Origin of the sequence: Pseudomonas sp. B21-054 (assembly GCF_026016345.1) — a bacterium.
Classification (GTDB): Bacteria; Pseudomonadota; Gammaproteobacteria; order Pseudomonadales; family Pseudomonadaceae; genus Aquipseudomonas.
This window is the reverse complement of the sequence record NZ_CP087204.1, coordinates 749,357-761,787: the sequence shown is the minus strand read 5'-3', so window position 1 is coordinate 761,787 and position 12,431 is coordinate 749,357. Positions and strand designations below refer to the sequence as shown.

Annotated in this window: 8 protein-coding genes; 5 read left to right on the top strand and 3 right to left on the bottom strand. The window is 61.8% G+C overall.

All coding sequences use genetic code 11. From position 1 onward, the window contains the following. Positions 1-136 precede the first annotated feature (136 nt). Positions 137-694 (bottom strand): NUDIX hydrolase, encoded by a 558-nt coding sequence (locus LOY70_RS03285; protein WP_123345037.1) that lies wholly within the window; start codon positions 692-694, stop codon positions 137-139. Between the two features lie 3 nt (positions 695-697). Next, the gene (locus tag LOY70_RS03280; protein ID WP_025211626.1) at positions 698-1,765 is read right to left on the bottom strand and encodes a DUF2333 family protein; all 1,068 of its coding nucleotides are present in this window, start codon (positions 1,763-1,765) and stop codon (positions 698-700) included. Between the two features lie 286 nt (positions 1,766-2,051). On the opposite strand from LOY70_RS03280, the gene gcbA reads away from it, so the two are divergent. The 5 genes from gcbA to accC all read left to right on the top strand — a co-directional run bounded on the left by gcbA (position 2,052) and on the right by accC (position 8,379). Continuing rightward, the gene (gene gcbA, locus LOY70_RS03275; RefSeq protein ID WP_123345038.1) at positions 2,052-3,722 is read left to right on the top strand and encodes a diguanylate cyclase GcbA; all 1,671 of its coding nucleotides are present in this window, start codon (positions 2,052-2,054) and stop codon (positions 3,720-3,722) included. A 1,450-nt stretch (positions 3,723-5,172) separates the two neighbouring features. Then, entirely contained in the window at positions 5,173-5,721 is a 549-nt protein-coding gene (locus LOY70_RS30070; protein ID WP_413776636.1) for a methyl-accepting chemotaxis protein, read from the top strand. Positions 5,722-6,034: 313 nt separating this feature from the next. Next, positions 6,035-6,487 carry a type II 3-dehydroquinate dehydratase gene (aroQ, locus tag LOY70_RS03265; RefSeq protein ID WP_003197425.1) on the top strand — a complete coding sequence of 151 codons (453 nt, stop codon included), beginning with the start codon at positions 6,035-6,037 and terminating at the stop codon, positions 6,485-6,487. Between the two features lie 48 nt (positions 6,488-6,535). Beyond that, complete coding sequence (accB, locus tag LOY70_RS03260) at positions 6,536-7,000, top strand: acetyl-CoA carboxylase biotin carboxyl carrier protein (RefSeq protein WP_025211623.1); 465 nt, start codon at positions 6,536-6,538, stop codon at positions 6,998-7,000. Positions 7,001-7,017: 17 nt separating this feature from the next. Beyond that, positions 7,018-8,379 (top strand): acetyl-CoA carboxylase biotin carboxylase subunit, encoded by a 1,362-nt coding sequence (accC, locus tag LOY70_RS03255; protein ID WP_025211622.1) that lies wholly within the window; start codon positions 7,018-7,020, stop codon positions 8,377-8,379. Between the two features lie 81 nt (positions 8,380-8,460). Here the strand turns inward: accC and LOY70_RS03250 are convergent, their stop codons facing one another. Then, entirely contained in the window at positions 8,461-12,429 is a 3,969-nt protein-coding gene (locus tag LOY70_RS03250) for a dermonecrotic toxin domain-containing protein (RefSeq protein ID WP_265033278.1), read from the bottom strand. Positions 12,430-12,431 lie beyond the last annotated feature (2 nt).

The window sequence follows — 12,431 nt, the reverse complement described above, 5'->3', positions numbered from 1 at the left end:
GAGGAGCACAGGCCTCGACCGCGAAGCCCCACTCAGGCAGGGGCAGCGCTACTGGACCGCAGACGCCGGTTCAGCTTGAAAAGTCGCGCAGTGTAACGGCAAAAAGCCAACTTGCTAAGGGCCAATCGGCGCCAATTTATAGCTTCTTTGCGACGCCATCGCCATGGCTACGCAAATAGCGCTCAAGCGCCGCCAGAGAGTCCGGGCAGTAAGGCTTGCGCTGGATTTCATCGAGCACCTGTTCGACCGGCAGGAAACGCGCCTCGAGGACTTCTTCGGGTTGCAGGATCAGCGGGCCGTCCCACACGGCCGAGAAGGCCGAGCACCACAGGCGACTGCCGGGGTCTTCGAAGTAAAAATGGTCATGGGCCGTCAGTTCGACACCGCTCACGCCCAATTCCTCGGCCAGCTCACGGGCGGCTGATTCAGCGTAGGTCTCGTCCGCCTGCACCATGCCGCCCGCCGCCACGTCCCAGAACCCGGGGTAGATCGCCTTGCTCAAGGTCCGCCGATGCACGCACAGCTCACCGGCGGAGTTGAACAGCATGATGTAGGTGCCGCGTCCGATCAGGCCGCGCTCACGCAGATCGGAACGCACCAGGCTACCGAGCAGGTTGTCGTGCTCGTCGACCCAAGCGATCAGTTCGGCATCCGAGGCCACCCGGTGGGCGACCTCCCGGGGACTTTCGCTCATGGATCAGCCCTGGTTCAGCAATTGCCGCAAGTCGATCACCGCCGCGTTGGCGCGGGAGATGTAGTTGGCCATCACCAGCGAGTGGTTCGCCAATACACCGAAGCCGCTGCCATTGAGGATCATCGGGCTCCAGACCGGCTCCTGGGAGGCTTCCAGCTCCCGAATGATCTGCCGCACGCTGACCGTGGCGTTCTTTTTCGCCAGCACATCGGCGAAGTCCACCTCGATGGCGCGCAGCAAGTGCGACAGTGCCCAGGCCTGACCGCGGGCTTCATAGAACACGTTGTCGATCTGCAACCACGGGGTCTCGACCACCTCTTCATCCACCTGCGGCACCTGGCCCGGGGCCGGGACTTCGGTTTTCAGCGAGGTGTTGAGCTTGACCCGGCCGACACTGGCCGACAGGCGCTGGGACAGCGAACCCAGGCGGGTGCCGACATCGCCCAACCAGTTGTTCAGGTTGTCGGCGCGCGCGTAGAACAAGGCGTTTTTCTGGGTCGGGTCGGACAACCGGGCCTGATAACGGCTCAGGGAATTGATGCCTTCCTGGTATTCCGACTCACTGGAAGGCAGCACCCAACTGCGGTTATCGAAGTTGAAACGCGGCTCGGCCTTGGCCAGGTCGGCATCCTCGGCGGACTGGGACTGGGAGCGGGCGAAGTCCTTGCGCAAGGCGCGGCTCAGGTCGCGGACCTGCACCAGCACGCCGTATTCCCAGCTCGGCATGTTGTCCATCCACAGCCCTGGCGGGAAGCGATCATTGGAAATGTAGCCGCCGGGCTTGGTCAGCAGCGTCCCTGCCACGGTCTTGAGGGTCTCGACGGTGGTGTAGCCGACCACCATTTGCCGGCCGTCCTTCTCGGCTGCCGCCTGGGCATTTTGCTGCACGGGGAACAGGGCGGGTTCCTGGCTCCAGTACCAGCCAACGGCAACGGCCACCAGCAGGTACAGGCCGATCAGCGAGGCCAGCGCCCGGCTGAAAAACAGCCCACCCAGGTAGCTGCGGGTGGCCGATTTCGGTTCGGCGGCACGTTCAGGCGCGCTGCCCGCGCGGTTTTTCCAGTCCAGCATGGCGATGTCCCTTCAATCACTTGAGTTCACGGTTCGACCACAACCCTACGCCATCGTGCCTGATTTGAAACGCGATAATGCGGCGCCAATCATGCCGGCCACGACAGGGCAATCGATCCGCCACTATAAAGGAAGCGTCGCCATCGGCCTACGAGACTGACCGGTCACAAACTGAATTTCGTCACGAGACATAATATTGACGTATGACACTCATGGCGGAGAGAAAGAGGTGATAGCATAGAGCCACCAGTCGATCTCAGCATGCACCCTAACTAGTAGTCAGGATATGACCGAGCCAGAAGACCCCAGCCGTGAGCGCCTCAAGCACCACTTTGCCCAGCGGGTAATTCATCAGGCTCGTCAGATCCTGGAGATCTGGCAGCGCCTGCAGCGCTCGGAATGGTCAAGCACCGATCTGTCCGAGCTTAGCGAAGCCAATCTGCGCCTGCTGCGCTTTGCCGAGCGCTTCGAACAGCCGGAGCATTCCCAGCTTGCCGAGGGCATCAGTCAGTCGTTGCAAGCGGTGGACGCCAATCGCGGGCGCCTGAGCAGTCACCTGATCACCGAAATCAATCGCCTGATGCAGCGCCTGTCCCGCACCGGCCTGCGCCATGGCGACCAGCTCGAACAAACCTTCCTGCCACCGCTGCGCAAGCCCATCTACGTGATGCTGCAGGACCATGACCGCGCCGAGCGGCTGGCCAAGCAGTTGGAGTTCTTCGGCCTCAGCGCCCTGGCCCTGGACAGTGTCGCGGCGTTTCGCGCCTCGATGGTCGAGCGCTTGCCGGCGGCGATTGTCATGGACGTGGACTTCAGCGGCCCCGGCATCGGCCTGAAGCTGGCAGCCGAAGCCCAGGAAGGCCTTGAGCAGCCATTACCGCTGTTGTTTTTCAGCCTGCTGGAAACCGACACCCCGACACGCCTGGCGGCCGTGCGCGCCGGTGGCCAGGAGTTCCTCACCGGCACCCTCGAAGCCTCGAGCCTGCTGGAAAAGATCGAAGTGCTGACCTGCGTCGCCCAGTACGAACCCTACAAAGTGCTGATCATCGACGACTCTCGCGCCCAGGCCCTGCACACCGAGCGCCTGCTCAACAGCGCCGGCATCGTCACCCGCACGTTGATCGAGCCGATCCAGGCCATGGCCGAGCTGGCGGATTTCCAGCCCGACCTGATCATCCTCGACATGTACATGCCGGCCTGCACCGGCACGGAACTGGCGAAGGTGATCCGCCACAATGACCGCTACGTCAGTGTGCCGATCATTTACCTGTCCGCCGAAGACGACCTGGACAAACAGCTCGACGCCATGAGCGAAGGTGGCGATGACTTCCTGACCAAACCGATCAAGCCCCGGCATCTGATCACCACGGTGCGCAACCGCGCCGCCCGCGCCCGCAACCTCAAGGCGCGGATGGTGCGCGACAGCCTCACCGGGCTCTACAACCACACCCATATCCTGCAACTGCTGGAAGATTGCAGCTTCCGCGCCCGCCGTGAAGGCAAGCCCCTGAGCTTTGCCATGCTCGACATCGACCATTTCAAGCGGGTCAATGACAGCCACGGCCACCCCATGGGCGACCGGGTGATCAAGAGCCTCGCGCTGTTTCTCAAGCAGCGCCTGCGCAAGACCGACTTCATTGGCCGCTACGGTGGTGAAGAGTTCGCCATCGTCATGCCCGACACCGACATCGACGCCGCCTACAAGGTGCTGGATGAAATCCGCCAGCGCTTTGCCGAGATCCACTACCCGGCCCAGCCCCAGGATCTGTGGTGCACCTTCAGCGCCGGCGTGGTGGAGATGAGCGATGACTGCGACAGCCTGATGATGGCCAGCCAGGCGGACGAAGCGCTGTACCGCGCCAAGCACGCCGGACGCAACCGGGTACAAAGCGCCCGACAATCAAAGCAAAGTGCCACCTTTTCATCGGAATCGACCGATTCGGTCATAAACCTGTAACTCAAACGCAATAACTTCAGGCACTTACGATTCTGCCCCCGGTAGACACTTGATGCGCCTGAAGCTGCTGACCAATCTCAATACCCTTCTTTTAGTTGCCGTGTGCCTTGGCCTCGGCGCCACGTTGTGGTGGTCGCAAATCGCCCTGGAGCGCCCCTATCTGCTGATGGAGCGCTACCTGGGCCTGTCGCGGCAGTTCCAGGGCGACGTGGCGCGCAACATAGAAGACTATCTGGCCAGCGGCGATGCCCTGCGCTTGAGCGCTGCCACCCAGGCGTTGGAAACCCTGCAAAAAGAGCTGGATCAGTTCCCGCCGGAACTGGCCAAGACCCTGCGCCCGAGCCTGTCGAACCTCGACGGCTTCAGCAAGACCGACCTGCTGGCGGCCGGCAAACTGGCGGGCGATCCACAAGCCTTGCTGTTGCAGGCCGAACGTGAACTGAGCGCCAGCCTCGATCAACTGGCCCACTACGCCGATGGGGCCCCGGCCTACCTGCCACCGTTGTTCGCCGCATCGCAACATCTGGGTCGGTTGTCCCTTGCGCGGGACAAACTGGTCAGCAGCGGCCGCAGCGAATTGGCCGCCGATGTCGAACGAGAGCTGGCCAGTATCCGAGCGCAAGCCAAACGCCTGGACGGCCTGCAGCTACTCGGTGTCACGGCCAACAGCGAATCCGGCAGCGATGACTTTGCCGCGCTGATGGGTTTGCAAACCGAGGAAAAAACCGCCGCCGAAGACGCTGGCATCGCCCTCAAGCGTGAGCTCAACAGCCTGCTCGGCCGCTATCCCGCGGAACTGGAACGGACCCGCGAACTGATCCAGAAACGCACTGAGCTGAGCAATGCCACGCATCTGAAAACCGCTGACGTGCAACAGGCGATCGATGCCATGGAGCCCGCGGTTCGCGCCCAACATGGACAGATCCAGGGAGAGGTGCGCTTGATCCAGGGCGTGATGATTGGCCTGATCCTGCTGATCGCCCTGCTCATCGATACCTTGCAGCGACGCCTGGCGCGGACCTTGACGCACCTGGCGCCGGCCCTGTCGACCTGGGCCGAAGGGGACTTCAGCCGCGACATCCGCGTGGGCGCCAGCAACCGCGAACTGCAAGACATCGAAGCCTCGCTCAATCGCCTGCGGGCTTATCTGGTGGATCTGGTGGGCACCATTCGCCTGAACGCCGAACAGGTCGCCGGCAGCAGCCGGGCCCTGGCCGAGCTGAGTGGCGAACTGCACAGCAGCGCCGAGGATCAGGCCGGTGATACGGCGCTGATCCGCGATTCTCTCAGCGAGCTGGAAGCGACGATCCAGCAGGTAGCCGGTGATGCCAGCCAGGCCGCAGACGCCAGCCGCAGCGCCGGGCATGCCGTTGAGCATGGGCAGAAAGTCATTGGCCTGAGCCTCACAGGCCTGCATGCACTGGTGGGCGAGGTACAGGGCAACGCGCAAATGATCGAACAACTGGCCGAGGAATCGGCCACCATCGGCGGTGTGCTGACGGTCATTCGCTCGATTGCCGACCAGACCAACCTGCTGGCCCTCAACGCAGCCATCGAAGCGGCTCGAGCCGGCGAAATGGGCCGGGGCTTTGCCGTAGTGGCCGAGGAAGTCCGCTCCCTGGCCCAACGCACGGCCGGTGCCACCGCCGAAATCCAGACACTGATCGCCCGCCTGCAACAGGCCGCACGCCAATCGGTGGACGGCATGCGCGCCCAGGTCGAACACGCCGAAGCCACCGCCAACCAGGCGCAAGCGGCCGACGGCGCGCTGGATGAGATCGTCGGCGCCATCCAGACCATCTCCGACACGGCGGTACGCATCGCCGATGTCACCGCCCAACAAAGCGGCGCCGTCAGCGAAATCCGCGACCACAGCGAGCGGATTCACCAACTGGGCGGCGACAACCTGCTGCGCATCGGCCAGGGCCGGGAACAGGGCGACAATCTCCAGGTGCTGGGCGGACGTTTACACACCGCCGTGCAGGCATTTCGGGTTTAACGCCACAGACTGCATCAAACACTGTGGGAGCGAGCTTGCTCGCGATAGCGGTGGATCAGCTTGTATCGATGCTGGATGTGCCGCCGTCATCGCGAGCAAGCTCGCTCCCACATTGATTCGAGGGGACCCGGGAATTGATGCTCCCACAAGGGTGCGGTTTCCAACCGTATGACTGGATCGGAGACCTGGGTCACAAATTTCGCGCAAACATCGGTCATCGTGCTGGCTATTGCAGAGAACTGGACAGTCATAAAGGCTTTGCGGCATAGTCGCCGGGTTCTGACACCTGCTCACAGATAACAAGGAACAGCAGATGGCGACCCTATTGGTCCTGCACGGACCCAACCTAAACCTGCTGGGCACCCGTGAACCGGGCGTCTACGGGGCCGTGACCCTGGCCCAGATCAACCAGGACCTGGAACAACGGGCCCGCACCGCCGGCCATCATTTGCTCTACCTGCAAAGCAATGCCGAATATGAATTGATCGACCGCATCCATGCCGCGCGTGGCGAAGGCGTGGATTTCATTTTGATCAATCCAGCAGCTTTTACGCACACAAGTGTCGCATTACGTGACGCGCTGCTGGCGGTGAGCATCCCATTCATCGAAGTGCATTTGTCTAACGTGCACAAACGCGAACCTTTCCGCCATCACTCCTACTTCTCCGATGTAGCGGTGGGAGTGATCTGCGGCCTTGGCGCCAGCGGTTACCGACTGGCCCTGGAGGCCGCCCTGGAACAGCTTGAAAAACAGGCAACAGCTTGAACAACAAGCGTTAAACGCCCCTGACCGACCCTTGGGAGTTGATGATTCATGGATATCCGTAAAGTTAAGAAACTGATCGAATTGCTGGAAGAGTCCGGCATCGACGAGCTCGAGATCAAGGAAGGCGAAGAGTCCGTACGCATCAGCCGTCACAGCAAGACCCCGGCCCAGCAGTTCTACGCACCGGCGCCGATGCACGCTCCGGCCGCTGCACCTGCTCCGGCAGCAGCGCCCGTTGCCGCCGCGGCCCCGGCAGCACCTGCCGCGCCAACCCTCAACGGCACCGTCGCCCGGTCGCCAATGGTGGGCACGTTCTATCGCAAGTCTTCCCCATCCTCGCCGTCCTTCGTTGAAGTCGGCCAGACCGTGAAGAAAGGCGACACCCTGTGCATCGTCGAAGCCATGAAGATGATGAACCACATCGAAGCTGAAACCAGCGGTGTGATCGAGTCCATCCTCGTTGAAGACGGCCAGCCGGTTGAGTACGACCAACCGCTGTTCACCATCGTTTGAACCGCGGAGAGCTTTCGATGTTGAAACCTGCGAAGTTGGAAAAAGTACTGATCGCCAACCGCGGTGAAATTGCCCTGCGGATTCTGCGTGCCTGCAAAGAGATGGGCATCAAGACCGTCGCCGTTTACTCCAAGGCCGACAAAGAACTGATGCACCTGGGCCTGGCAGACGAATCCGTCTGCATCGGTCCGGCGTCGGCTGCGCACTCTTACCTGCACATCCCGGCGATCATCGCCGCTGCCGAAGTGACCGGCGCCACCGCCATTCACCCGGGCTACGGTTTCCTGGCGGAAAACGCCGACTTCGCCGAACAGGTCGAAAACTCCGGTTTTGCCTTCATTGGTCCGAAAGCCGACACCATCCGCCTGATGGGCGACAAGGTTTCGGCCAAGCACGCCATGATTGCCGCCGGTGTACCTACCGTTCCGGGTTCCGACGGCCCGCTGCCTGAAGACGAAGAAACCGCCTTGCGCATCGGTCGTGAAGTCGGTTATCCGGTGATCATCAAGGCCGCTGGCGGCGGCGGTGGTCGCGGCATGCGCGTGGTGCACAAGGAAGAAGACCTGATTTCCTCGGCGAAACTGACCCGCTCCGAAGCGGGCGCGGCGTTCGGCAACCCGATGGTCTACCTGGAAAAATTCCTGACCAACCCGCGTCACGTCGAAGTCCAGGTGCTGTCCGACGGCCAAGGCCAGGCCATCCATCTGGGCGACCGCGATTGCTCGCTGCAACGTCGTCACCAGAAGGTTCTCGAAGAAGCGCCGGCACCGGGCATCGACGAGAAAGCACGCGAGGAAGTCCTGGCACGCTGCGTCAAGGCTTGCATCGACATCGGCTACCGTGGCGCCGGCACTTTCGAGTTCCTGTACGAGAACGGTCGTTTCTACTTCATCGAAATGAACACCCGTGTCCAGGTGGAGCACCCGGTTTCGGAAATGGTCACCGGGATCGACATCGTCAAGGAGATGCTCAGCATCGCCGCTGGCAACAAGCTGTCGTTCACCCAGGAAGACGTGGTCATCCGCGGCCACTCGCTGGAATGCCGGATCAACGCCGAAGACCCGAAAACCTTCATGCCAAGCCCAGGCACGGTCAAGCATTTCCATGCTCCGGGCGGCAATGGCGTTCGCGTCGATTCGCACCTGTACAGCGGCTATGCGGTTCCGCCGAACTACGACTCGTTGATCGGCAAACTGATCACCTACGGGGCGACCCGCGAGGAAGCCATGGCGCGCATGCGCAATGCGCTGGATGAAATCGTCGTGGACGGGATCAAGACCAACATCCCGCTGCACCGCGATCTGGTCCGTGACGAAGGCTTCTGCAAAGGCGGCGTCAACATCCATTACCTGGAACACAAGCTGGGCAACCAGCACTGATGTTTCAAGTGATGTAAAAAGACCCCGGTCCATTGGCCGGGGTCTTTTTTTGCCTGCTTTTCAAGATGGCGGCCAAATGGATCAGCTCAGCGCCACCGTAGGGAACGCGTGGGCTTCGATCTGCTTCGCAGTTGCTGGCCGCCCCTGCGGGGTGAGCACGGCACCACTGGCATTGGCTACCAGCGGTTCGCTGCGTACGCGCGTCATGAACCCGCGAGCCCGCACCGACACTGGATCAGAACCTTGTTTCGCCCGTGCCAGCACCGGTATGTAGTAGCGTTCGACCTGACTGGCCGATGTCTTGAATACCGTCGTGACGCCACTGCGCAGATCCAGTGAAACACCGTAGGTATTGCCGAAGCAGGACGAATACGACCAATGATCCCAGGTGGGTCGCAGCCCCTGGCGCCGCATCGCCGACCTGACCCGCCCGCCAATGTCAGCCCCCGTCAGCCAGTCGCCACCCACCAGGGTCGCACGAATATCCTTTGCATTTGCGCCCAGGTGTCGCGTCACGTCCCGCAGACTGCGCTCAATCAGCGCGCGGATATTGTGATCGAAATGGATAACGGCCCCAGCCTTGGTGGTCGGGTTATACAACGACGCAATCACGCACGTCTGCGCGTTCAGGGAGAACAGATAGTTATCCGCCGCGGCCTCGCTGAACCTCGCCACCACAGCCTCGCCCTGCAACGCGCCCCTTGAGACATCCGGGAAGACATGACCGGGAAACGCCTCCCGCAGATCGTTCACTCGTCCGAGGACAAGCATCTGATCATTGCCCCCTTTCAGCCCGACCTCGTTGTGTACCCACTTGCCCTTCCCCACTCTGCGGATGGGCAGGTTGTACAAGGCACCGGGGCGACTGGCATCCACCAGGCACAAACCACCGAAGTAAGGGTCCTCCTTCACTTGGTAGTACTTGCCTTTACGGCGGATGTAATAAGTAGCGTGCGGCTGCGATGCGCTGGACGGGCTGCGATAGGTGCCCTGGAAGATGCCCTCCCCAGTTACCAGCTCCAGATTCTCAGGCGCTTTGCCGACCGCCTGTTTCGGCTTGAAACGTATGGGCTGGATCAGCGGCCCGGTCTCTTTGGCAATCAGCGGCGTCATGCTGCCCAAACGCTGCTCGGACAGTGACATGGGCTTCACGACAAGCTTCAGGCTTCTGGCCGCCCGTCCCAATAGCGGAGCAAGGGTCCCGCCCCCCAAGGCAGCGAACAACAAGCCCCAGGAGGCCATCAGCCAGTGGCCCAGCGCACGATCCGTATCGCCCTGCCCATGCGCCTCGGCGGCCTGTTTGACGCTGACGGCAATAAAGGCGACATCCAGCAGTAAGGCGAAGGGCGGATAAACCAGGCACACGGGAGCCGACGCAAACAGCAGCCCCTTGATGACCTGCTGCCTGATCACCTCGGCGCGACTCTTGGTGACGTCTTCCACATCGCTGATAGCGCGCTCGATGTAGGCGTCGAACTCTGCCTGGATATCGTTCACCCGATTGAATTCACGCAGTGTGTCGACGCCAATGCTCGCCGCCGCCAGCGCCGCCAACGAACGCCTGACGGCCGCGCGGGCGCCGAGCGCGACCCGCTGTAGCACGTAGTCATGCAGGCGCGTGGCGACCGCCCCGGGAAAGTCCTGGTATCGGCGAAACGTGACACCGTCCGGAGCATCCGGCGTGTACAGCCAATAAGCGCCCTTCGGATCGAAGTAGGCGAAGACGTAGACGCCCATCACGACGTGGCCGCCGACGGAAAACCTGATCACCCCTTCGCGCTGCACGACGGTCCCCGAATACACCGGACCGGACACCGGCACCGACTCACCCAGAAGGGTGACTTGGCGGGTAAGCCACCAGAACTCATTCGCGCTCAACTGGGATTTGCCCGTTGCGACACGCAGGTCACGGTCCATCCGGGTCAGCAACAGGCTGCGGTAGGCATTGCGCCGCGTGGTGTATTCAGGGGCGCTGGCATCGAGGAACCTGGCACGGACCTCCCGCGCATATTGCTCGCCCACGTATGCGCGCCGGATATAGGAGGCAAGCTCCGCACTGCGGACCTGCCCCAGGTCCTGCCCCACCGATGAGCGCACACCTTTTCTGGGATTGTCGATACCCGAGTTGTCGTCATACCCATGGATGACGAGCTCCAGCAGGCTGGCGACCTTCGTCTTGCCGTCCGCCAACCCTGGGTTGTAGTCGATGAGCACCGTTGCGGGATCGACCGGTTCCCGCACACCCTTGCTGCGCATGTAAGGAGCAATCGCTTGCGTGACGATACGCTTGGCGAAATCCACGAAGACTTCGTAGCCCTCCAGCTGCTTACTGAACACCTGCTGATGGACCAGAAGTTCCTGGCTCAAGCTGCTGATGGTTCGTCGCGTTTCTATCGGCAGGGCGCAGTACCAGCGAGGCGACTCGTCCAGCGCCACCTGTGCCAGGTTGTTGTCCAGGCCCATTGCAACGATGTCTTCAAGGCAAGCCTTGAAACCCGCCACGGCGCCTCTGGGATCCCGGCTTGTATCCCACGTCATCGGCTTGTCTGCCACACGGGCAAAGTATTCCCGGGCCACGCCTCGATCACCTGGAGAGATCCGCTGCAGCAGGTACTCGCGACCGGCTTCGCTGCGGGTCCAGGCGCCTATTTCCACGCTCACGGCCCACAGCGAGGGCAATTCGATCCACTCCTGGCCATCCGGTTTGTCGGGGGCATACAACAGCAGGTCGCCTTGCAGATCCTCGCGATAGAACAAGAGTAAATCGGCACACTTCAAGGTGTTTGGAAGCACCAGACAGCTAACCTGCAGGACGCTGGCGGACTGCACCGAAGCTTCGCCCTCCCACAGAGCCTTGAGGGCCTCATGGTGGGTCACCTTCAGATGACCCGCACAACGGGCAATGAACGCACTTTGTTGCAAGCGTGCCGTGAGCCAATCGAGCATGGCGTCTTTCAGATCCCTTCGGCCATACAGGCCGACCAGTGCCTGCAAGTACCCGGCCGGGGCATCGACGTCGGCCAGCAATTGGCTAATGAACGCTGGGGAAAGCGGCTGGCTGCGCAGCATGGCGCCGTTTTCCACCAAGAACACCGACACGGCGTCCGGCCTGACGGGACCGGCCGCCAGCAACTCGCTCAAGCTGCGGGTTTGCACCGGCTGCCCCATCACACTTCGCCACTGCAACTGCACTCGAATGCTGTCCGGCTCGACCTCCATGTCCCGTTCACGCCGAACATAGTCCTTGGCCAGGTGCCGGGCAAAAGCCTGCAGCGAACCCAGGCCATCGAGCAGCCCATCCAGCAACGCCTGGGCCTGGGTAGTCTGGTCCTGGAAAGCCTTCAGCTTTTTACGATCAGCTTCACCTAGCCCTCGCAACCAATCAGGCAATTGCAAACGCGCGACGGCCTCAAGGTCTTGACGCTCCTGCGTCGTCGCCAGCGCGGTCAATTGACTCATCTGCCGCCAGCGGTCCTGGAGTGCTTCGATTTTCTCCCTGAACTCATCGACCCCCAGGCCCTCCAGCGGACCGGGCTGGAAAAGCAGGTCGACTGCAGTCATGTGCTCATCGAGCTTGTGCCTGAGCAGCGCTTCAAGCGAGGCGTCGCGCTCCACCATTCGCCAATGACGTCGCAGATAGTCCTTGTAGTGATGAATAAAACCCGAGGCGACGCCCTCCACCGCCTGGACGATCACCGCCTGGCGCTCAGCCGGAAAACCCAGGTCAGCCCCGTCCGGCCAGCGGTGGGGCGCATCCTGTTCTTCATCGCCAGCCAGCGGTTTCTGATCGATGATGCGTTGCAGCACCGTGTCGAGCAGGGTGCCAATGAAATGCGGATCGATGTTGCCGTGGTAATAGTGGTTGCGCAGCTCGACCAACACATACTCTTCCAGCACCTCCAGCAAGGTCATCTGGCTGCGCAGCCGTGCGTCGATAGCCGCCTGCCACCGAGACAATTTCTCCAAGATGGTGTGTGCGATTGCCACTTGCGGGGAAGATACCGGCCCCGTGCCGTTCACGTTAGTTTGCCGCTCGGCAGTGTTGTCCATCA

Bases quoted from the DNA above. Each gene is read 5' to 3' on its own strand.
- LOY70_RS03250 (WP_265033278.1), bottom strand. From the start codon at position 12,429: ATGGACAACACTGCCGAGCGGCAAACTAACGTGAACGGCACGGGGCCG.
- LOY70_RS03280 (WP_025211626.1), bottom strand. From the start codon at position 1,765: ATGCTGGACTGGAAAAACCGCGCGGGCAGCGCGCCTGAACGTGCCGCC.
- LOY70_RS30070 (WP_413776636.1), top strand. From the start codon at position 5,173: ATGATCGAACAACTGGCCGAGGAATCGGCCACCATCGGCGGTGTGCTG.
- accB (WP_025211623.1), top strand. From the start codon at position 6,536: ATGGATATCCGTAAAGTTAAGAAACTGATCGAATTGCTGGAAGAGTCC.
- accC (WP_025211622.1), top strand. From the start codon at position 7,018: ATGTTGAAACCTGCGAAGTTGGAAAAAGTACTGATCGCCAACCGCGGT.
- aroQ (WP_003197425.1), top strand. From the start codon at position 6,035: ATGGCGACCCTATTGGTCCTGCACGGACCCAACCTAAACCTGCTGGGC.
- gcbA (WP_123345038.1), top strand. From the start codon at position 2,052: ATGACCGAGCCAGAAGACCCCAGCCGTGAGCGCCTCAAGCACCACTTT.
- LOY70_RS03285 (WP_123345037.1), bottom strand. From the start codon at position 694: ATGAGCGAAAGTCCCCGGGAGGTCGCCCACCGGGTGGCCTCGGATGCC.